Below are 21319 nucleotides of genomic sequence, written 5' to 3' on the forward strand. Positions count from 1 at the left end.
CTTCTTCATTCCATAGTCAGGAGCAATCAGGACACTCAACTTCATCGGCTTGGCGGGGGTAAAAGAAATAGGTCTCTTCCATCTCGATAGATTTAGCCCGAGGCATGATGGTTTGAGCAAGTGAGGCGAATGTCGGCTTGTAGTTGTATTCAGCTCTTCCAACAATCAAAAAAGAATCCTTCACCTTAAGCTCGTCCGGAATAGTGAAGCTTGGCTTTGACCCTTTAGAGTACGGGGCAGAGTTTTTGCTGTCATAGCTCCAGGCGACCTTTGCCACGGCCTTGTCATCCAATTGAATGCCGACAAGGACGACGTACAATGAGGTGGTTGGGTGCGGAGACATCAGCGAATTTGCGCCTTTAAAATAGGCCCTCAGATCGTTTTTTCTGATGGTCTCGCCTTTTTGGGCTGCTAAATCGCTCATTGTCGAAGCGATTTGGTTTAGCTTCCTGTTGACACTGAGGCCCTCGGTGGTCTCAGCCATCCCAATCAGCATGATAAGCAACAAAGGCAATATCAACGCAAACTCAACGGCGGCGACGCCTTTGCGGTCGCGCGAGAAGGTGCCGAGCTTGGTCCATTCAAATTTCGAGCGTCTCATAACAACCGCCTACCAAGGTTCGGTTTGGAAAATATGGGCGGAGAATAGATTTCGCTTTCCTGAGGTGTCGCCGTCACCCAAGTTCAGATATGCTGAAAACATGGGCCACTGATAGAGCACTCGCACAACAACAACTTCCTGACGATTGATTTTCGGCGGATAGGAATCGTCGGTAGGTTCATCATCATCGTCCAAAAGGGGAGGGAGCGTGCTGTAATTGTCACCGGCTCCCGAGAAGTCTGTCAGCTTGTCGACCTTGATGACCATTCGGTTATGAACGCAAAAGATCGAGGGCATGTTTGCGCAAAGGGCATTGCGAAACTTCGTGTCATTGAAGTCTTTTGCCTGTCCTGTGCGGACCAAGCGCGCTGTCTCCAGTACGGCGTTATCAACGATCCGATTGACGAAGAACGCCAGTCCAAATTCCAGAATACCAAAAATCAACATAAAGAAGGGGGTGCCGACAATCGCAAATTCAATTGCCGTCACACCTTGGTCGTTCCGCGTATAACGCCGCAGTAGGCGACCTATAACTGAATAGAACATGTGGCCCTACACTTGGGTACCTAAATCGACTGGTTTGAAACCGGATATGACCAGACTTACTGGCCACCCGCACCGCCACCACCGGCTGCATTCACAGCCAGACTGTTGCGTTGTGTTGCCTGTTCTGCAACTGCAGCAAAACTCTCCGACTGGTCCCCAAGTCTGAGCGTCGGCTCGCATTCTGGAGCACAGGAATAGGATTGTCTGGCGGTATTGCGATGGACAAACACAGTGCCCTCATCTGAAGCCTTTACAGTGATGACTTCGTCAATAATTGGCTCATTGTTGTCATCAAGAATGACCAGATTGGTGCTGCCATACGATTTGCCGGTGATGACCACCGTACTCGCATCATGCATGGCCACATCAGCAATGAAAGGATTGCCCACGATAACGGTGCTGGCAGGTTCCTGAATTCGGAATACCTTTGCTCTATCCACCATAACGGTGACCGGTCCCTCTTGTGCAATCGCACTGGAACCTACAGCCGTAGTTATGGCAGCGATGGCAAGTGCAGTTTTAAGTCCAACAGAGAAACGCATGTCTAACTCCAAGAGTGCGGTTTGAGGCATTAGGCCAAAACATGGTGAAAGATTTGCTAACAACCGATTTGAAAACTGTCGCAGCGGCAGAAAGTTGGAAGTACGGTAAATTATGAGAGCGCTTTTGAAGTGTGCCCAATAGTGAGAAATAGATTTGTGCGCGCAATAAGTGCAATGAATGCATGAGGTGGAATGCTGAGCTTTCATTTTAACAATATGAATGCGATGTATAAATGCTCACAAAATTGGAATGAAAAAAGTGAAGTAGATATCCAATTTTGAATTCTTGTAATATTAATGTGGCTTTGAGATTAGAAGATTATATTCGAGTGTTATAGTGAATGACTCTAGGTAATTTTTCTGTCGACTTTGCGGAAAATTATCGAGTGTTAATCCATTGGCAAGATGGGCCTGTTATAACTGCCGATGAACTCGCCTCAACGAGGCTGAAGACGCGGGCAGTGCGTAGAGTGAAGTCGGGGAGCACGAAATGAAGAACCTCTTGGTTCGCCTTCTAAAGGACGAAGCGGGCACCACTTCTATCGAATACGCGCTTATCGGTGTTTTATTGTCCATCATTATGATCGGGGCGGTCACTATGATGGGTACAAGCTTGAACTCAATGTTCGAAGGTGTTGAGTCCGGATTGAGCATCGGTTCCAGCTCTTAATCACATATTTCACTGTGAGTTTATCGCGCATCACCTTGTGTGAATAGTGCAGCCGTCGATACAGCAACTCTGATGAGAGTGTCGGGTCATCTGTGACGGCCTACCGGCTCCACGTTGTCATTTTATTTCCAAGGTCCAGCTTTCAATCTTCTGACGGCGTTCCAGCATGACGGCTAAGCATTGTCTGAGCTCGAGAGAGTGATGAAACTGAATTCATATAAAGCGATACGTTATAGACCTCTTTTGTTGCCAGTTCGGCCGCGGTGCTTTGCGGCTGCGTCCCAATCGTTCTCAATTGCAAATTCCGGTTCTTCTTATCAGGTCTCATGAGGCGATTTTGCTCGTTTGGCTCAGGTCACTCGCTCATCTAATTTCTTATCATTGACAGATCTTTTTTGTGATGCCGCCGAAAAACCGTAGTCCGGCAATCAGACCGATAAATTGCAGCCGCACGGAAAATGCGATTGATGGAAGCAAGAGCGTCATCTGAGGCTGAGTGACCTGGGCTGAATTGTGTCGCTTGAGAGAACCAGTTCCGGCGAACCTCCGAAAACTAGCAGGACAAGCAAGCAGGTTGATGCGGCGAGCATCTGTCTCTTGTGCGTATTCAGGAGTCTGCAGGTCACTCCACAGGGTGATCCTCGGGAAAAATAACGAGGAGCAGCAGGGCGATGGGGTTTTGTCCGGCGATTTTCACAGTGTGCAAAGAAAAAATCAGGTAGTGGCAAGTATAGTGAATAAATTACTAATAAAAAAATGCTGAATAAAAATAAAGTTGTACTAAGCTGAATTCTTCAATGATTAACAATCCTGGATTGATTTTTGAGCGTGCTATGGACTTGCACCTGCGATAATCGAGATAAACATCATGAGATATACAGAAGAAATACAGGAGGTGATCGTGAGTTTTGATTATTATATTAATAACCTAGCGTAAATATCTTCAGGGCAGATGTTCTGGTGAGTAAATATTTCTACTTCTTCATAATGTAAATTTGTATTTTGTGGATGGTCACTGAGGGTGAGTAAAGGTGTGTCTGTTCGAATTAATGGATTGGAAAGAGGTTAAATGTAGAACTTACCTCGAGTTCGGTTGGAGAAAAACAAGAACAAGCGAACCAAATAAAGCTGTCAAATCAAGTGGAACTAGGAGCACACCATGAAAAACGTAATTTCCCGCTTCGCGAAAGACGAATCTGGCGCAACTGCAATCGAATACGGCCTAATTGCTGGCCTTATCTCCATCACCATCATCGGTGTTGTGACTGCAGTTGGTACAAACCTGAATTCTCTGTTCACAACGATCAGCTCTACTCTCGCTGGTGTTGGTTCTGCATCATAAGCGTAGAACAACTATGATGCTCATCGAGCATCAAAAGTAAGTAAAGAAGGCTGCCTCTTTGAGAGGTTGCCTTTTTTATTTGGCAAAAAGGGCTGAAATCCAAGTAGTGCTCCATATGAATTTAGAAAGCATGGATTTCATCGAAACGACGCCAAAAGTTATTGATATAAGAAAATCATCATTTAAGTAGTTCGCGCTGAAAAACCCCTTAACTGATTGAAGAGTATGGATACCCATTGGGTTTTGGATGTGTGAATATGCCGGTTAGTTGATCCGAAGCACGCATTTTCTGGCATATTCTCATGAGACCTTCAAAACGCAACAAACGGTGTGGCGATCTGTTCAAGGAACGCCTGGCCGCAATCATCGATATGAACCATTCGTTGGTGCGGCTGTCTGGTCTGATGCCTTGGGATGAATTTGATGCGGAGTTCGGCAGGCATTATCGCCCCTTGGGACGACCGGCCAAACCAACGCGTCTGATGGCCGGGCTGCACTTTCTCAAGCACATGTACGATCTTTCCGATGAAGAGACGGTTGAGCGTTGGGTTGAAAACCCCTACTGGCAGTCTTTCTGCGGTTTTGAGTTTTTCCAGCACCAATTCCCCATTGATCCCTCAACCATGACCCGCTGGCGCAAACGGATTGGTCCTGAGGGAATGGAAAAGCTTCTTTCTGCTACGGTAGGTGTTGCGATTGAGAGCGGGACGATCAAGAAGAGCAGCCTTGAGCGGGTCTTGGTTGATACGACCGTTCAACCCAAAGCCATTGCCCATCCCACCGATAGCCGTCTTTATCACAAGGCCTTGCAGCTTCTGGTGCGCCAGGCCAAGAGGGCCGGCATCATCTTGCGTCGCAGCCATACCAGAGTTGCCAAAAAGGCGGCCTTGATGGCGGGCCGTTATGCCCATGCCAAACAGTTCAAGCGGATGCGCCGGGAACTCAAAAAGCTGAAGACCTATCTGGGCCGGGTCTATCGCGACATCTCCCGCAAGATCGCAGGCAACGAAGGTCTTGAGCACCGGTTCTCCCGTCTGCTGGGACTGGTGGAGCGGCTTCTGGCCCAGACCCCCAAGGACAAAAACAAGATTTATTCCATGCATGCGCCGGAAGTGGCCTGTATTGCCAAGGGCAAGGCGCGAACACCTTACGAGTTCGGGGCCAAGGTTGGCATTGCCACGACCAATCGGGAAGGATTGGTTCTTGCGGCGAGGGCTTTTGAGGGCAATCCCTATGATGGGCACACCTTGAATGACACCATCAGTCAGGCTGAGAAAGTCTGCGGCACCAAAGCTGAGCGTGTCTATGTGGACCGTGGCTATCGGGGGCATGATTATGAGGGCGACGCCAAGGTCATGATCTCCGGCCAGAAGCGCGGGCTGACGGCACAGATGAAGCGTGAGCTGAAACGACGATCAGCGATCGAGGCCACCATCGGCCACATGAAAACAGATGGACGACTTGACCGGAACTTCCTCAATGGCAAAAATGGCGATGCCATCAACGCCCTGCTGGCCGCAGCCGGTCATAACCTGCGTCTGATCCTCAATGCACTGATCATTTTGCTGCTCTGGATCACAAACCCCATCCCCAAACCGGTCAAATCGAATATTTGCGTATTGCTTCGGCCACGCGCAACATCAATGGCTTAGACGTTGTTCAGGGCGGACTAAGTATTATGAGCGTCAAAGTGGTTTGCCAACTGGTGAACTTCCACTACATGTCGCTTCCATTTTCCGACTATTTACCGCACGATCAGCGATAATCGAGATATTGGCTCTGTGACACAGAGGCTTGTATTCGCGATGTATTCTAAAAGTAATGGGTCTGTAAAAAAATAAATATTACATTTACCAAGAAAATTCGTGCCTTGGGGTTAGACAACTTTACCGAGCGAGTTAACCGCTCAGAAAGGGCCTCAAACTACCTCTTGTCATCGGGTTTAGGCGGTTGTGCTGCTGACCTGCCTGTTGGAAAAGTTGTCTTATAAGAGATAGTTAGGAGCGAGAAATGAAAAACGTTTTTGCACGTTTCGCAAAAGATGAATCCGGTGCCACAGCAATCGAGTACGGCCTGATCGCCGGTTTGATCGCGGTGGTTATCATTGGTACCGTAACAACACTTGGTACTACGCTGAATGGTATTTTCGAAACAATTAATACTGATTTGACTACGAGCTAAGCCGAATTAGCAAAGGTCAGCCGATCTTTCTGCTGATTCTTAATATGTTATAGGAAGCCTCGCAGCAGTGCGGGGCTTTTTCTCATATGTTGGCATTTTCTGCATGGTTCAATAGAGGATTTTAATACTTCTTCGGTAGACAAGTGGTTTCGACACCAGGTCGATCCAGTTTAGTTCGGAGTTTTCAGATGCTTGCCATCATGTCACTGGCGTTTCCCTTTCTGGTCATTCGCGCTGCGGTGTCCGACCTTTTGACCATGACAATCCCGAACAAGATCTCCATTGTTTTATGTGTTTTGTTTGCGCTCTATGCCCCTATTGTTGGGTTGGGTTGGCAAGATATAGGATTGCACCTTGCAGGTGGGGCAGTCGTCTTCGTTGTTTGTTTCTGCATGTTCGCCATGAACTGGATGGGCGGAGGGGACGCAAAATTGCTGACGGCTGTGGCTTTGTGGTTCGGTTGGTCAGCAGACTTGCTCAACTTTCTTTTCGCCACAGCTGTTTTTGGGATGCTGCTTACCCTGTTCCTGATTTTGATCCGGCCTGTTTTGGTTCTGCCCGAACGTCTTGCTCGGATCGAATGGCTGACACATCTTCTTCATCCCAAAACGGGTATTCCTTATGGTCTGGCGATTGCCGCTGGCGCATTGTTGGTTTACCCAACGTCTCCTTTGTACGGCGCTCTAAACCTTCCGTAACTTTGAAAGAGTAAATAGTCGGATTAACTTGCAAAGTTGACTTGATTCAAATTTATTAATTTTAGTTTACCAAATAATATCACTACAAATTAACCATGTTTTGACGATTACCTTGGCAATATCGTTGGTGAACAGGTGCACATGCGCCGAAGACCACGGATATTGTATCATGAAGTACGCACGATTGGCGATTTTGGGAGTTGCAGTGGGTGCTGGCCTATTGGCCGCCCGCCTTGTGTCAACATCCGCACCCGAGCCAGAGCCCGTTGCGGAAGTAACTGCTCCAACGATCGAGAAAACCGAGGTGCTTGTTGCCTCGTCCGATATCACTCTTGGCAGCAAGTTGGGGGGTAGTGATTTCACATGGGCGTCTTGGCCCACGGAAGCTCTGCCTGCCGGCGTCCTTACCAAGGATGATGATCCTGAGGCCATGGAGAGGCTTGTCGGACAAGTCACGCGGACGCCGATCTTCTCCGGCGAGCCAATTCGCGAAGAACGGCTTATCCGGACGGACAAGGGCTTTATGGCGGCAATCCTTCCAAAAGGAATGCGCGCCATCGCTGTTAGTGTTGAGGCGGAAACCACTGCTGGTGGCTTCATCCTTCCCGGCGACAAGGTCGATGTTATTCTTACAAAAGCAAGTGGTGAAACTGGATCTGCAGTTTCGAACACAATCCTTGAGAATGTACGGGTGCTCGCAATTGATGCTGTAACGGCAGGTGATCAGGACGAGAAAAACGTTTCGCCGGACCGCACTGCGACACTTGAGCTCAACCTGCCTCAATCCGAGATCATCTCTCAGGCCCAACAGGTTGGCACAATTTCTCTGGCCTTGCGCAGCGCTCAGGACTCTGCGGACAACGCGGAGCAGACTGTACGCCGCAAGCGGGCCGTCAACTTCGTGAAATACGGACTTACAAGCCAGGCAGCATCGCAATGAGAACCTTGAACATGCAAAACATCGTCGGTGCTCGAAAGCACACCGGACTGGTCAGCATTGCAGCCAAGGTGTGCGCTGGCATCGCTTTAGTCCTCTCCCTCGCAGGTGTTCCAGAGCCTGCTGCAGCGCAAGGCGCCTTCGAGAAAAGAGTTCATGTCGCCTCTGGCGAACGTGTATCCAGTCGCCTCTTGAGTGTGGGCGTAGGCCGGTCAGTCATCATTGACACCGCTGAAGCCGTTGCAGACGTTCTGGTCTCCAACCCCGGCGTAGCAGATGCTGTCGTTCGCACACCCAACCGGATCTTCGTCCTTGGCAACAAGGCAGGGCAAGCCAATCTGGTTCTCTTCAGCCGCACCGGCCGGGAATTGGCCAGCTTTAACCTGCGCGTAGAGCCAGATACATCGGACCTCGTTCGGTTCATCCAAAAATACGTACCTGGTTCCAACATCGAAGCTCAATCGCTTAACGGCAACATCATCCTGTCGGGTACCGCTGCCAACGCTGCTGATGCGCAACGGGCTGCTGATCTGGCTGCTCGTTATGCCGGAGATGGCAAAAAGGCGACCGACATCCTGAACATGATCACCGTTGATGGCGAAGATCAGGTGCACTTGAAAGTCACGGTTGCCGAAGTCGACCGCGAAGTGATCAAGCAGCTTGGTGTACAGCTGAACGGCGAGATAAAAATTGGTAATTTTGGGTTCGGATTTGCCAACGATACGTCCTTTAATGCGGGAACGTCAGTCGCGCAGCAAACGACACGATTAGCGGGGGAGCTTGTCTCGGGCGGAACCACAATCGGCGCCGAAGTCAAGGCGTTGCAACGTGAAGGCATTGTTAAAACGCTTGCCGAGCCGACGCTGACTGCAATTTCAGGCGAAAATGCAAGCTTCCTTGCTGGTGGTGAGTTCCCGATCCCGATATCGCAAGACGGCAACGAGGTCACCGTCGAGTTCAAGAAATTCGGTGTCGGTCTCGACTTTACCCCGATAGTTCTATCGGGCGGGCGTATCAGCCTGAAGATTACCACAGAGGTCAGTGAACTCAGCTCGGACGGTGCCGTCAACATCGGTACTCTGACGATCCCGGCTTTGAAAGTCCGCCGCGCGGAATCCACCTTGGAACTGCCATCCGGTGGCACCTTGGTCATGGCCGGTCTGCTGCAGGAAAGCTATCGGCAATCCGTCAACGGTGTTCCCGGTCTGATGAACCTGCCTGTGCTCGGGTCATTGTTCAAAAGTCGTGACTTCTTGCGCAGCCAGACCGAGTTGGTGGTGTTCGTTACCCCCTACATTGTCAATCCGATCGCAGCCTCAAAGGTTCAGCGCCCGGACAAAAACCTGGCCCCCGCCAACGATTCCGAAACACTCTTCTTGAACCGGTTGAACAAGATTTACCGGGCCAACGGGCAGAACGCCCAAGCTCCGTATCACGGTCAAGTCGGCTTCATCTACAAGTAAGGGCGGACGAGAAAATGGTAATGAATATGACATCCCGATCTCGCACGGCCATTGGCGCCACATTCTTCGTGTCTCTCCTTCTGGCCGGGTGTAACTCCCAGACAGTTGGTCAAAACAACAGCAACCTGGCTGCCACAAACTACCAGCTTCGGCACCCAATTGTTGTAACCGAACAGCCAGAAGTTCTGGACTTACCGATTGGTGCCCATATGCGGAACCTCAATGGACCGCTGCGCGGAACGGTGAAAGCCTTTGGTGCGGACTCTCGCAAAAAAGGAAATGGAAGGGTGGAGATCCTTGTGCCCTCCGGTGGACGGAATGAAGCGGCTGTCCATGCGCTAGTTCCCCAGATCCGCAGCTCTCTAAAAGCGGGCGGTCTCTCAGGTGGTGCGATATCGACCCGCAGCTATGCGGTTGATAACCCATCCGCAGATGCTCCAATCCGTCTGTCTTATCCGCGCATTCAGGCCACCGCTGGCCCTTGCGGAACCTGGAACGGCGATATCGGCAGAACTTTTGATCGAAATGTCGATTACGAAAACTATGGCTGCGCGACACAGTCCAATCTGGCTGCAATGGTTGAGAACCCCTCGGATCTTCTGACACCTCGTGCGTCTGCTCCCGCTGACCGCATGCGTCGTGCAAACGTGGTTGAGAAATACCGCGCAGGAGAGGCAACAGCCAGTAGTGTTCAGGAGGGTCTAGGTACCCAGGTATCGGATCAGTGAGGGTGACATGAGTACAAACGCCAACACAACATTAGCTACCATGGAGGCATCGGAGCCACAAGTCGGCACTCCATCCTCTATTCCTGAGAATTCTTATCTGGCTCCCGTGCCGCGTGTTTCAATCCAGGCCTTTTGTTTGAACGAGCAAACGGCTCGGACCCTGGAAGCTGCTGGTGAAGACCGCCGTATGGCCAAAGCGCATACAAAGGTTCACCTGGGGGGGATCAAGGCTGCGATCGAACATTTTTCGCAAGCCCCGACACCCAATCTCATTGTGATCGAGGTTGCCGCGCAATCGGGCGACGTGTTGGCCCAGCTCGACATGTTGGCCGAGTATTGTGATGCCGGAACACGGGTTATCGTGATCGGTGATCTGAACGACGTTAAGCTGTATCGGGATTTGGTGCAGGCAGGTGTCAGTGATTATCTTGTGACACCAGTGGACATCTATCAATTGATCGGGTCGGTCAGCAATCTATATGCCGATCCAACGGCCGAACCCCTTGGCCGTGCGGTTGCCTTCTTCGGAGTGAAGGGCGGCTGCGGCTCCTCGACAGTTGCTCACAACACAGGCTGGTCAATCTCTCGCCAGTTTCAACACGATGTTGTAGTTGCCGATTTGGACCTTCCGTTTGGAACAGCTGGCCTTGATTTCAATCAGGATCCTATTCAGGGAATTCATGAAGCGATTTCGGCGCCGGACCGTTTGGATCAGACACTTTTGGACCGCATCCTTGCCAAGTGCTCGGAGCACTTGAGCCTGCTTGCAGCACCGGCGACACTCGACAAAACATATGATCATGGCGAAGCAGCGTTTGAGATCCTGCTAGACGTCATGCGCGCTTCTACACCATCGATTGTTCTAGACGTGCCACATGTTTGGAACGGATGGACCAGAAACGTTCTGACCACCGCCGATGAAGTAGTAATTGTTGCTGAGCCTGACTTGGCAAATCTTCGAAACGCAAAGAACGTGGTGGATGTTCTGTCCCAGCTGCGTCCAAACGACAACGCGCCGAGGTTGGTGATCAACCGCGTCAACGTTCCAAAACGACCGGAGATTAAACCGGATGAGTTTGCAGCCGCGCTGGGGCTGGAGCTGGCGGCAGAAATTCCGTTTGAGCCACAGCTTTTTGGGACGGCAGCAAACAACGGTCAGATGATTTCGGAGATCAACGGCAAACACGCCATTTCTGAGACATTTTCTGATTTGGCAAACACAGTTCTCGGCAAGGCTGTTCCGACGAAGTCAAAAAAGTCTGCGCTTAGCAGCCTGATGGCGAAACTCGGAAAGTAATTTAGGGCCAAAGGTCGTAATAGCAGGGGTTTTTGACGACATGTTCGGAAGACGTGGGACAACTCAAGGGCGGGCGGAGCAGGGAGGGCAAATTCCAGCTCCTGTCATGCCGCAAGCCGAGCCTGCCCCGGTTGCTGCCGCAGCGCCAAGCCCGGCGCCCGCGGCACCAGAGCCCGTCCAGAAAGCGGCGCCACCACCACCGCCGGCCCCTGAACCTGCACCGGCCAAAGAGAAGAACAACGAGTACTACCAGACAAAGGCTCAAATCTTCAACGCGCTTGTTGAGGCAATCGATCTGTCTCAGCTTGGACGGCTTGATGCTGATGAGGCTCGGGACGAAATCCGGGACGTCATCAACGACATCATTTCGCTCAAGAACCTCGTTATGTCGATCTCCGAGCAGGAAGACTTGCTCGAGGATATCTGTAACGATGTTTTGGGTTACGGGCCTCTGGAACCGTTGCTGGCTCGTGATGACATCGCCGATATTATGGTGAATGGTGCTCATACCGTCTACATTGAGACATTGGGCAAAACCAACATCACCAACATCAAGTTTCGCGATAACGCGCAGCTTATGAACATATGCCAGCGGATTGTGAGCCAGGTCGGTCGTCGTGTTGATGACTCCAGTCCGATTTGTGACGCTCGTCTTCCGGACGGGTCACGTGTGAATGTTATCGCACCGCCGCTATCGATCGATGGCCCTGCGCTTACAATTCGTAAGTTTAAGAAAGACAAGTTGACCCTTGATCAGCTTGTCCGCTTTGGTGCGATTACACCGGAAGGCGCAGCCGTGCTGCAGATCATTGGGCGAAGCCGATGCAACGTGTTGATTTCCGGCGGCACGGGTTCTGGTAAGACCACCCTCTTGAACTGTTTGACTGCATACATCGAAAGTGATGAGCGCATCATCACTTGCGAAGATTCCGCGGAACTTCAGCTTCAGCAGCCCCACGTAGTCCGATTGGAAACACGGCCTCCGAACATCGAAGGCGAGGGGCAAATCACCATGACAGACCTCGTAAAGAACTGTCTGCGTATGCGCCCTGAACGCATCATCGTTGGTGAGGTTCGTGGCTCTGAGGCTTTCGACTTGCTTCAGGCCATGAACACAGGCCACGACGGTTCTATGGGCACGCTGCACGCCAACACACCGCGCGAGGCTCTTTCACGCCTGGAATCGATGATTACTATGGGGGGCTTTTCCCTCCCGTCCAGAACTTTGCGTGAAATGATCTGTTCATCGATTGATGTGATTGTGCAGGCATCTCGCCTTAGAGACGGGTCCCGTCGGATCACGCACATTACCGAGGTACTTGGTATGGAGGGCGACGTCATTATTACGCAAGACCTCTTCCTGTACGAAATGATGGGCGAAGACGCGAACGACAAAATCATCGGCCGACACAGGTCCACAGGGATTGGGCGACCGAAGTTTTGGGATAAGGCGCGGTATTACGGCGAGGAAGCACGTCTCGCGCAGGCGTTGGATGATGCGGCTGTGGCCGATTAACTTAGTGAGTATGAGTGGCCATGAATAGTCTGGATGCATTGATGACCGGTGATATGACTGCTTTGGCGGTTATGGGTTTGGTTATGCTCAGCATAGGTGGCGTTTTATTTGCGTTGCTTCAGCCGGCAATGAGTTCGGACAAACGACGCAGTCAGCGGATTTCGACGATCAAGGGTGTGGACGGCAAAACTCCTGGTCTTGCAATTCGCAACCGGGACGCAGACAAGCGTCGGAAATCCGTCAAAGACCAGCTTGATCAACTGGAGCAGCGCACGCAGCAAAAAAATGCGATGCGAGACAAACCATCGCTTCGCCTGCGCATTGAGCAGGCTGGATTGTCTTGGGATGTGAAACGGTTCATCCAGATCAGCATTGTTACTGGCGTACTGGCTACGGTTATCTTCTATTTCTTCTCCGGCAATGTGCTAATCGCCCTTTTGGGAGGGTTTGCAGGCGCGTTTGGTCTTCCTCGCTTTTACATCAACCGTCGCCGCAAAAAGCGGTTCACGGCCTTCATGGAAGAATTGCCGAATGGGGTGGACATCATCGTTCGCGGTGTCAAAGCAGGATTGCCTCTTGGAGACTGTGTTCGCGTTGTGTCAACAGAAGCAAAGGACCCAGTTTCAACTGAGTTTGCGAAAATTCTGGAAACACAGAAAATGGGTGTGTCCCTTGCGGAAGCCTTTATGAAGCTGCCCGAACGCGTTCCGCTCCCAGAAGCGAACTTTTTCGCAATTGTGGTTGCGATCCAGCAGTCATCTGGTGGTGGGCTTTCTGAAGCTCTAAACAACCTGTCCCGTGTTTTGCGTGGCCGGAAAGCCCTGAAACGCAAAATCGTTGCTTTGAGTTCTGAAGCGAAATCCTCCGCGGGGATCATCGGTGCCATGCCCGTTTTGATCTCGCTAGCGCTCTTCTTCATTGCTCCGGACTACATCAATATCCTGCTGACCACGACAGCGGGGCACATTGTCATTGCTGGCTGTATCACCTGGATGCTTATTGGCATCCTCGTCATGCGACAGATGATCAACTTCGATTTCTAGGGAGCCGTGAAAATGTCGTTCGCCGGAATGGACTTTACGCAGGTTATCACAGCGATCATGGCGATGATCTGTGTGAGCGGAACTCTCTATGTATTAATCATGCCTCTTTTTGAGCGTGATGGTCTCAAGAGCCGAATGAAAAGCGTTGCTCTTGAGCGGGATGAGATCCGCATGCGAGAGCGTGCGCGTCTGAACAATGCGGGAAAAGACGGACGGGGGTCATTGCGTGGCTCTCAGCCCACACAGCGCATGAAGGATTTGACCGAGCGCTTTAACCTGCAATCGGTGCTAACCGATAAAGAAGTCAAAATGAGGCTGGCACAAGCCGGCTTCCGGGGGCCGGGGCCTATTTATAAATATGCGCTTGGTCGGGTGTTCGCGCCGCCAGTTCTATTCGTTGTGTCCTTATTTTATGCCACCGCTGTCATGGGCTACGGGTTCTTGACAGGTTTGTTGGTTGGAGCCGCGTTCGCAGGACTTGGCTATTTCGTTCCAAACATTTATCTGCAAAACACGATTGAGAAACGTCAGAAAGCAATCGGTCGCGCATGGCCGGACGCACTGGATTTGATGCTAATCTGCGTCGAATCCGGCATGTCTATTGAAGTGGCAATGCAGAAGGTAGCCGATGAAATCGGGGTGCAATCCGCAGATCTTGCTGAGGAACTAACACTGACCACCGCAGAGCTCTCCTATTTGCAAGACAGGAGAATTGCTTTCGAAAATCTCGGCAACCGGACAGGAATGGACAACATCAAGAACGTTGTCATGGCCCTGATCCAGGCCGAGCGGTATGGTACGCCTGTCGCCAAGGCGCTTCGTGCAATGTCTGATGATACCCGGGATCAGCGGATGCAGGAGGCAGAGAAAAAAGCTGCCTCGTTGCCGCCGAAGCTCACCGTTCCCATGATCGTCTTCTTTCTACCGGTATTGTTTGCGGTCATTATGACACCGGCTATTCTTCAAATCATGGATGTCATGGGCGGTCGATAGAGCTTGCCGACGAAGAGAGTAATCCCAAACAAAAAAGAGAACCCGGGCTAACTTTAGCCCGGGTTCTTATCTTTGAAGATTTGGTATTACATTCATCCCCGGTTCTGGAGCATTGTTTTCAAGTAAGCGATATTGGCTTCGGCTTGTTTCGGATCCAACTCAGCCGTTGCGACTTTCTCAGCTTCTGAAAACTTGCCCTGCACACCAAGAACCAGAGCCAGATTTTGACGAACCCGACTATCGGCGGTTGGGAGCGCAGATGCTTTGCGAAGGGTGTATTCGGCTTCCGGGAGCTTGTTGGACAATAGGTAAGACAGACCCAGATTGTTGAGTAGGCTCGCGTCATCAGGGACGATTTTGAGAGCTTGCTGATACACTTGTCGGGCGTTTTCGTGCCTACCCATCTGATCAAGGACAGCTCCTTCGGCGGAGAGCAATTTCCAGTCTGGGTTTTGCGGATCCTGCGCCTGCTTTATGACGCTGAGTGCTTCAGGAAGTTCGCCGTTCATTGCGAGCACTTTCCCGTAGGCGCTGGCAATTTCCTTGTCCCTCGGATTGGCTATCACACCACTGCGGAGCACGGCCTTGGCCTGCGGAAATTGTTCATTTGCACTCAAGGCTTCTGAGTAGCCCAAGATGGCTCGGCGGTTTTTCCGGTCTTTCTCATAGGCTTGCGCCCAATAAGCGACTGCCTGTCGAGCCTCGGAGGTTCCCGGTCGAGCATTCACGTTTTGTGTTGCTGAAGAATGCGTTCCGACATTGCCCCGATTGGATGAAGCGCACCCGCCGAGAATGGTAAGGGCGGAAATCAGAGCTGTTATACCAACCGTCAAAATTCAGAACCGATGGGCCCAATCTCGCATTCCGATGGACATGATGGTCCATGGTTGTTCAATTAACCTGTTCCATGCGCGGCAACAGATATCGATGATTTGTTCGTAGGATTTGAAGACCCGGTTTGACAGCCAGTTATCCCTGATGAACTGCCATAGGTTCTCGACCGGGTTCAATTCGGGAGACCTCGGTGGCAATGGGAGAAGGGTAATGTTGTTGGGAATGTCGAGTTTGCCAGATGTGTGCCAGCCAGCCTGGTCAAGGATGACAACGGCGTGGGCTCCCGGAGCGACTTGCGACGAGATTTCCTGAAGATGCATTTGCATGGCCATGATGTTGCACTTGGGAAGGACGAGCGCAGCACCGACACCCCGTTCCGGGCAGATGGCCCCAAATATCCATGCTGACTTTGTCCGCTGATCCTTGGGGGCCCGCGGCCTTGTCCCGCGTTTTGCCCATCGCCTTGTGATCTTGGTCTTTTGACCCACACGCGCCTCGTCCTGAAACCAAACCTCTATCGGGGTGCCGCTTTCAAGCTGATTGCCGATTTCCGCCAGTTCGGCTGGGAAGCTTTTTTAAAATCCTCGACGGCAAACTCGTTTTGCGCCGGATGCTGCGGCCGGGCCGTCAGACGCCGATAACCCGCATTCTTCAGCTCCCGCGATACGGTACGCTCGTCAACGACAATGCCAAATTCAGACAGGATCCACGCAGCGAGATCCTTCAAGCGCCAACGTACCACTGCATCCACCGATGGATACGGGCCTCGTTCGACAATCTCGATCAACGCACGACGCTGCTGCTCGTCAAGTTTTGAGGGGCGACCTGACTTGGGCGTATCCTTCAGACCATTGGGACCAGAAGCATTGAAACGCAGCACCCAATCGCGAATGATTTGGAGCGTCACTCCGCCAATATGAGCTGCGTCCGAACGGCTCCCCCCATCATAGATCACCGCCAATGACAAAAGGCGACGGGTCTGTTTGGCGTCCCGGCACACCCTCGCCAACCGGCGAAGGGTACAACCGTCAAAGTCATCTCGAAGCGGTATCGCGGCTCCCATGGCAAACTCCCATCGTTTGCCATCTGGAATCATATTCGCAACAAAACCGGAAGCCCAAATATGAGTCACTTCATCTGACGTTTGGTATTACTGCCAATAGGCGGCGGCGGCGCTTTGAAGCGGATACGGAAGCTGACCTGTCCATGGCTTAATCCTCGAGCAAAATTGCATTCTGAAGATCTAGCAATAGGTTATTAACCCTAATTGTTGGTTAAGCGTTCCGCTACGGCGATGTTTGTACCGATTGCAATGGTCTAAGTGAGAGCGTAAGTCTCCAATCAAAATCTGAAACACCGATCCGCAGGAGGTCATCGTGCCCGAGAACCTGATCCGTAGTGCACAGGCTGAAAATGCCGTGGCAATTGTACCAGTTAACAATGCCAGCTTGGACACGGTTGTAGAAGATTTGGGGGCGGCAGCAAAAAATCTGGTAGAGTTGCATAGTTTCAAGCCGGTGCAGGGCAAAGCAATCGCAGTGCCTTCGGCAAAAGACGGTGAGATTGTGATCCTGTTGGGCGCGGAACTGGAACCAGGTGTCTCGTCATTTGCAATGGGAGCTGCACTCGCAAGCCTTCCGGCCCATGATTATGTGTTGCCGAGTGATCAAGAAAATACGATTGAAATTGCGCTCGGCTTTGTACTTTCCGTTTACACTTTTGATCGTTATCGGCAGGCCCCGACAAAACGCCCCCAACTGGTGGTTCCAGACGATGCCGACATTTCAAAGGTCACGGCTATTCAAAACGGCGTTTACCTAGCGCGTGATCTGATCAACACACCAGCCAGCGATCTTGGTCCGCAGGAGTTGGCCGCTGCAGTTGCCGATCTCTTTGAGCAATTCGGTGGCACGGGTAGAACCGTCGTAGGAGACGCGTTGCTTGAAGAGAACTATCCAATGGTTCACGCCGTTGGCCGGGCCAGTTCCCGTGAGCCGCGTCTGGTGGATTTCGCCTGGGGAGACCCGAACGCTCCGAAGGTGACGCTTGTTGGGAAAGGTGTCATCTTTGATACCGGCGGACTGGATATCAAGCCGGCAAGCGCAATGACCTTGATGAAAAAGGACATGGGCGGCGCTGCTAATGTATTGGGCTTGGCATCCATGATTATGGAAGCAGACTTGCCGGTACGCCTGCGGGTGATTATCCCTTGCGTTGAGAATGCAATCTCCGGCAACGCCTTCCGTCCCGGCGATGTTCTGAACAGCCGAAAAGGCCTGACGGTTGAAATCGGCAACACGGATGCGGAAGGACGTTTGGTTCTCGTTGACGCCTTGGCACTGGCGGATGAGGAAACGCCTGACCTGCTGATTGATATGGCAACTCTCACGGGCGCAGCACGTGTTGCTCTAGGGCCGGACCTCCCACCCTTCTACACCGATGATGATGAGTTGGCTGAAGACATCGCCTTGATGGCTGAAGCAGCTAATGACCCTTTGTGGCGCATGCCGCTTTGGAAGTCCTACCTCAGATACATGTCGAGCCCGGTTGCAGACATCAATCACATCAACACAAGCGGCGCTGGTTTTGCCGGTTCAGTAACCGCGGCGCTCTTTTTGTCGAAGTTTGTCGAAAACACCAAGTCTTGGGCACATTTCGATATTTATGGTTGGACCCCTTCTGATCTGCCCGGAAAGCCATCTGGTGGTGAAGCGCAGGGGATCCGGGGTCTTTTTGACCTGATCAGTGATCGCTACACATCCAAAATGTAACGGAAGCGAAACAGGTTTTGGATAAACTCTACGCGAATCAACCGGGTAGAGAGACCAGACATGCCGGTGGATCTGAGGCCGTCCCAGGCCTTACGGCTTATGCAGGAAGTGAATTTGTCCCTTGTTCGCGACAGTGAACAGGACCTTTCTGCACGGCAGCTGACGATCCTTCTGACTGTCTATCTTGAGCCGCCGCCACATACGGTGCGTGGACTGGCTGCAAAACTGAAAGTGACAAAGCCTGCAATCACGCGGGCTTTGGATACTTTGGGCAGCATGCGTCTGCTCTCGCGCAAGCGTGATGAAGCCGACAAGCGCAATGTCATCATCTCAAGAACGGTTGAAGGTTCGCTTTATCTGGAGCAACTTGGCGATCTGGTGGCGGAAAAAGCCAAAACGCTGCCACGGTAAAGAGCAAAGGCCCCCAATGACCACACAGTTTGACCGTCGCCGCCATCCCGTTCGCAAAGACCTTGCAGCGCGCGCTTATGAGGGGCGGGTTGAAGCTGATCGATTTGTAGACGGCAAGAAGAAAACCATCGTTAGGAGTGTGCTGGATTTTCGCAAAGACCCTCGAATGGACCAGTCCGTTGATACCCAAGGGCTTTTTGGAGAGGTGGTTACGGTCTTCGAGGAAGCTTCCGATGGCTGGGCTTGGGTGCAACTGGAAACCGATGGTTATGTTGGATGGGTCTCAGCTGACGCGCTGGCCGACCCGGTTGAGCCAACCCATCGAGTGACCGCACTGAACAGCTTTCGCTATTCCGGACCGGACTTAAAGCTTCCGCGCGTGGGTGCGCTTTCCATTGGAAGCAGGATCAGTGTGATTGGAGAGAAAACCACGCGCGACCTTCTCTATTGTCAGCTCTCCGACCATTCATACGTTGTTGCTCGCCACGTAGCCCCCCTTTCGGAGGAAGGTCACCAAGATTGGGTGGCCGTGGCCGAACAATTTCTGAACGTTCCTTATCTTTGGGGAGGTCGAAGTGGGGCAGGGCTGGATTGTTCTGCTCTTGTCCACCTGGCCCTAGCAGAAGGCGGCGTGCAAATCCCCCGGGACAGCGACATGCAGGAGGCCGAGGTCGGCCATCGTCTTCCGCTCGATACGCCCCTTGAGAGCCTTAAACGTGGTGACCTGATATTTTGGAAAGGCCACGTTGGCATTGTCCAAGGCCACAATCAGTTGCTTCACGCCAACGGCCATACGATGACCGTTGCAAGTGAAGCTCTTGATGAAGCGGTCCGGCGCATTGGTGAAAACGAGTTCGGCGCTGTAACCGCCGTCAAAAGGCTCTATTAAAAGCTCACCGCGACAGCGCTGTTGGCGGAGCAGGAGAAACAGGAGAAGCCGCGCCTTCACTGTTCTCCGCTTCTCCCAGATCCAAATCTTCGATTTTTCGGCTGCGTTTGCTGATCTTTTCCGTCGAGATCAGGATCTGATCAATGTCCTTGTTCGCTTGGGCAAAATGCGTCTGCAGCTTGCCAACGCGATCATTAAGCCGAGTGACGTCATCGATCAGGTGGCCAACTTCCGCCTGAATAAGGTGCGCCTGTTCGCGCATCTTTGCGTCACGCAAGACTGCCTGAATAACCTGTATGGAAAGCATCAAGAGAGAGGGAGAGACAATCACCACCCGCGCGCGATGAGATTTCTGGACAATATCCTCGAACTGCTCGTTGAGCTCGGCAAAGATGCTTTCTGAGGGAACGAAGAGAAAAGCTGTGTCTTGGGTCTCGCCGGATATCAGATACTTTTCCTTCACATCTTGAATGTGTTTGGTGAAGTCCCGGCGAAACTGGGCATTGGCCGCTTTCACTTCTTCATCCGTTTCGGCACGCCGAATGAGATTAAAGGCTTCCAGAGGAAACTTTGCATCAATTGCAAGCGGCGGCGCGCCGTTGGGCATGTGGATCAGGCAATCCGGACGGCTGTTGTTCGATAGGGTTGCCTGAAATGCATAGCCACTTGGAGCTAGCTGATCCTGAATGATGGCCTCCATGCGGCCTTGACCGAAGGCCCCACGGGTTTGCTTGTTTGACAAGATCGCCTGAAGGTCGCTGACCTGTGTGGAGAGATCGGTAATGGTATGGCGGGCGCGGTCAATCACGGCCAGCCGTTCGTGGAGCTGGCGTAATCCTTCATGAGTTTGCTTGTTTGTATCGGCCATTGAGAGGCCAAGTTTGTGCCCCATGCCATCCAGACGTTCATTCAACGAGCGCATCAGGTCCGACTGCCGGGAGCCAAAGACTTCGGCCATGGTTTGCATTCGGCCGGTCATTTCCCCTTGGGATTTCAGGACTTCAGACAGGTGGCTTTCAAGCTCGTGAATGCGCTCCCGTGCCGCTGTTTCGTTTTCCGCTGTTTTCCGCATCTGGCCAAGGGTTCGAAACCCGAGCCATAACAAAAGGACGAGCAGGGCAAGTGCGCCAAAGACGCACGCTTCCAAAACGGAAACCGGGCGCCCGGCAAAAATAAAGAGAGGTTCCATCATGAAACAAACATAGAACGATTCGGAATCGGCTGCAGCCGGAGGCGGTCCAGTTTGCCGTGTGTTCAAGGTTTTTTCCCGCGACTTCACGATTGACCACACACGGCGCTTTGGTTATGTGAACTTTATGACAAAACGCTCCATACTCACGATCCCTGATGCGCAGTTGCGCGAAGTTTGTGCACCTGTTGAAACAGTTGACGCGGATATCAAAGCGCTGGCAGACGACATGTTCGAAACCATGTATGCCGCCCCCGGTATTGGTCTGGCGGCAAGCCAAATTGGTGTACTCAAGCGCTTGTTTGTTTTGGATGTTGCCAAAGAAGATGCACCGAAAGACCCGATGGTCTTCATCAACCCGAAAATCGTCTGGTCTAGTGAAGACACGTCGGTTTATCAGGAAGGGTGTCTTTCTATCCCGGATTATTATGAGGACATCGAACGTCCGGCAAAGGTGCGTGTCCAGTTTCTGAACCGGGACGGGGCAGAGCAGGAAATGGAAGCCGACGGGCTCCTGGCAACCTGCATACAGCATGAGCTGGATCATTTGTATGGTCGCCTCTTTATCGATTATTTATCGAAATTGAAGCGTGACCGCGTCATGAAAAAATTTAACAAGTTAGCCAAGTTGAACGGCAAACTCGCCAGCTGACAGGCTGCGAAACAAG

At 51.9% G+C, this 21319-nt stretch carries 22 protein-coding genes; 16 read left to right on the plus strand and 6 right to left on the minus strand.

Annotated elements, in window-relative coordinates:
- Positions 1 to 16 precede the first annotated feature (16 nt).
- The 3 genes from TRICHSKD4_RS07695 to TRICHSKD4_RS07705 form a co-directional block, all read right to left on the minus strand.
- Complete coding sequence (locus tag TRICHSKD4_RS07695) at positions 17 to 601, minus strand: TadE/TadG family type IV pilus assembly protein (protein WP_009466937.1); 585 nt, start codon at positions 599 to 601, stop codon at positions 17 to 19.
- A 9-nt stretch (positions 602 to 610) separates the two neighbouring features.
- On the minus strand, positions 611 to 1090 hold the full coding sequence (locus TRICHSKD4_RS07700) for a TadE/TadG family type IV pilus assembly protein (RefSeq protein WP_168156989.1): 480 nt from the start codon (positions 1088 to 1090) through the stop codon (positions 611 to 613).
- 113 nt (positions 1091 to 1203) lie between these two features.
- The gene (locus TRICHSKD4_RS07705; protein WP_009466939.1) at positions 1204 to 1689 is read right to left on the minus strand and encodes a pilus assembly protein N-terminal domain-containing protein; all 486 of its coding nucleotides are present in this window, start codon (positions 1687 to 1689) and stop codon (positions 1204 to 1206) included.
- A gap of 490 nt (positions 1690 to 2179) precedes the next feature.
- On the opposite strand from TRICHSKD4_RS07705, the gene TRICHSKD4_RS29150 reads away from it, so the two are divergent.
- The 12 genes from TRICHSKD4_RS29150 to TRICHSKD4_RS07760 all read left to right on the plus strand — a co-directional run bounded on the left by TRICHSKD4_RS29150 (position 2180) and on the right by TRICHSKD4_RS07760 (position 14557).
- A complete protein-coding gene (locus tag TRICHSKD4_RS29150; protein ID WP_009466940.1) occupies positions 2180 to 2359 on the plus strand; it encodes a Flp family type IVb pilin in 180 nt (59 codons plus the stop codon).
- Positions 2360 to 3518: 1159 nt separating this feature from the next.
- On the plus strand, positions 3519 to 3701 hold the full coding sequence (locus TRICHSKD4_RS07710) for a Flp family type IVb pilin (protein WP_009466942.1): 183 nt from the start codon (positions 3519 to 3521) through the stop codon (positions 3699 to 3701).
- Between the two features lie 302 nt (positions 3702 to 4003).
- A complete protein-coding gene (locus TRICHSKD4_RS07715; RefSeq protein ID WP_009465529.1) occupies positions 4004 to 5353 on the plus strand; it encodes an IS5 family transposase in 1350 nt (449 codons plus the stop codon).
- Positions 5354 to 5711: 358 nt separating this feature from the next.
- Positions 5712 to 5882 carry a Flp family type IVb pilin gene (locus tag TRICHSKD4_RS07720; RefSeq protein WP_009466943.1) on the plus strand — a complete coding sequence of 57 codons (171 nt, stop codon included), beginning with the start codon at positions 5712 to 5714 and terminating at the stop codon, positions 5880 to 5882.
- A gap of 188 nt (positions 5883 to 6070) precedes the next feature.
- The gene (locus TRICHSKD4_RS07725; protein ID WP_009466944.1) at positions 6071 to 6580 is read left to right on the plus strand and encodes a prepilin peptidase; all 510 of its coding nucleotides are present in this window, start codon (positions 6071 to 6073) and stop codon (positions 6578 to 6580) included.
- 169 nt (positions 6581 to 6749) lie between these two features.
- Positions 6750 to 7520, plus strand: coding sequence for a Flp pilus assembly protein CpaB (gene cpaB / locus TRICHSKD4_RS07730; protein WP_009466945.1), 771 nt, complete (start codon positions 6750 to 6752; stop codon positions 7518 to 7520).
- Positions 7521 to 7531: 11 nt separating this feature from the next.
- Positions 7532 to 8980, plus strand: a complete 1449-nt coding sequence (locus TRICHSKD4_RS07735; RefSeq protein WP_009466946.1) for a type II and III secretion system protein family protein — start codon at positions 7532 to 7534, stop codon at positions 8978 to 8980.
- A 20-nt stretch (positions 8981 to 9000) separates the two neighbouring features.
- Positions 9001 to 9708 (plus strand): CpaD family pilus assembly protein, encoded by a 708-nt coding sequence (locus tag TRICHSKD4_RS07740; RefSeq protein WP_208993027.1) that lies wholly within the window; start codon positions 9001 to 9003, stop codon positions 9706 to 9708.
- 7 nt (positions 9709 to 9715) lie between these two features.
- On the plus strand, positions 9716 to 11005 hold the full coding sequence (locus TRICHSKD4_RS07745; RefSeq protein WP_009466948.1) for a CpaE family protein: 1290 nt from the start codon (positions 9716 to 9718) through the stop codon (positions 11003 to 11005).
- A 40-nt stretch (positions 11006 to 11045) separates the two neighbouring features.
- Positions 11046 to 12521, plus strand: a complete 1476-nt coding sequence (locus TRICHSKD4_RS07750) for a CpaF family protein (RefSeq protein WP_009466949.1) — start codon at positions 11046 to 11048, stop codon at positions 12519 to 12521.
- Between the two features lie 20 nt (positions 12522 to 12541).
- Positions 12542 to 13564: a type II secretion system F family protein gene (locus tag TRICHSKD4_RS07755; RefSeq protein ID WP_009466950.1), complete on the plus strand. Its 1023-nt coding sequence runs from the start codon at positions 12542 to 12544 to the stop codon at positions 13562 to 13564.
- Between the two features lie 12 nt (positions 13565 to 13576).
- Entirely contained in the window at positions 13577 to 14557 is a 981-nt protein-coding gene (locus TRICHSKD4_RS07760) for a type II secretion system F family protein (RefSeq protein ID WP_009466951.1), read from the plus strand.
- A gap of 92 nt (positions 14558 to 14649) precedes the next feature.
- Here TRICHSKD4_RS07760 and TRICHSKD4_RS07765 read toward each other — a convergent pair whose 3' ends face one another.
- Both TRICHSKD4_RS07765 and TRICHSKD4_RS29155 read right to left on the minus strand, forming a co-directional pair.
- The gene (locus tag TRICHSKD4_RS07765; protein ID WP_009466952.1) at positions 14650 to 15390 is read right to left on the minus strand and encodes a tetratricopeptide repeat protein; all 741 of its coding nucleotides are present in this window, start codon (positions 15388 to 15390) and stop codon (positions 14650 to 14652) included.
- 3 nt (positions 15391 to 15393) lie between these two features.
- Positions 15394 to 16454, minus strand: a protein-coding gene (locus TRICHSKD4_RS29155) for an IS630 family transposase (protein ID WP_085979595.1) whose coding sequence is annotated in 2 segments (ribosomal slippage) — positions 15394 to 15962 and positions 15962 to 16454 — 1062 coding nt in all. Because the reading frame shifts where the segments join, the coding sequence is not laid out codon by codon here.
- 313 nt (positions 16455 to 16767) lie between these two features.
- Here TRICHSKD4_RS29155 and TRICHSKD4_RS07780 point away from each other — a divergent pair.
- The 3 genes from TRICHSKD4_RS07780 to TRICHSKD4_RS07790 are packed head-to-tail and all read left to right on the plus strand — an operon-like array spanning position 16768 to position 19462.
- A complete protein-coding gene (locus TRICHSKD4_RS07780) occupies positions 16768 to 18162 on the plus strand; it encodes a M17 family metallopeptidase (RefSeq protein WP_009466953.1) in 1395 nt (464 codons plus the stop codon).
- A 60-nt stretch (positions 18163 to 18222) separates the two neighbouring features.
- Positions 18223 to 18573 (plus strand): MarR family transcriptional regulator, encoded by a 351-nt coding sequence (locus TRICHSKD4_RS07785; protein WP_009466954.1) that lies wholly within the window; start codon positions 18223 to 18225, stop codon positions 18571 to 18573.
- A gap of 16 nt (positions 18574 to 18589) precedes the next feature.
- Entirely contained in the window at positions 18590 to 19462 is an 873-nt protein-coding gene (locus tag TRICHSKD4_RS07790; RefSeq protein ID WP_009466955.1) for a C40 family peptidase, read from the plus strand.
- A gap of 4 nt (positions 19463 to 19466) precedes the next feature.
- Here TRICHSKD4_RS07790 and TRICHSKD4_RS07795 read toward each other — a convergent pair whose 3' ends face one another.
- The gene (locus TRICHSKD4_RS07795; RefSeq protein WP_050763375.1) at positions 19467 to 20654 is read right to left on the minus strand and encodes a DNA recombination protein RmuC; all 1188 of its coding nucleotides are present in this window, start codon (positions 20652 to 20654) and stop codon (positions 19467 to 19469) included.
- A 124-nt stretch (positions 20655 to 20778) separates the two neighbouring features.
- Between TRICHSKD4_RS07795 and def the strand changes: the two genes are divergently transcribed.
- Positions 20779 to 21303 (plus strand): peptide deformylase, encoded by a 525-nt coding sequence (def, locus tag TRICHSKD4_RS07800; RefSeq protein ID WP_040616498.1) that lies wholly within the window; start codon positions 20779 to 20781, stop codon positions 21301 to 21303.
- The last annotated feature ends 16 nt before the right edge of the window (positions 21304 to 21319 follow it).

Source organism: Roseibium sp. TrichSKD4, assembly GCF_000148725.1.
GTDB lineage: Bacteria > Pseudomonadota > Alphaproteobacteria > Rhizobiales > Stappiaceae > Roseibium.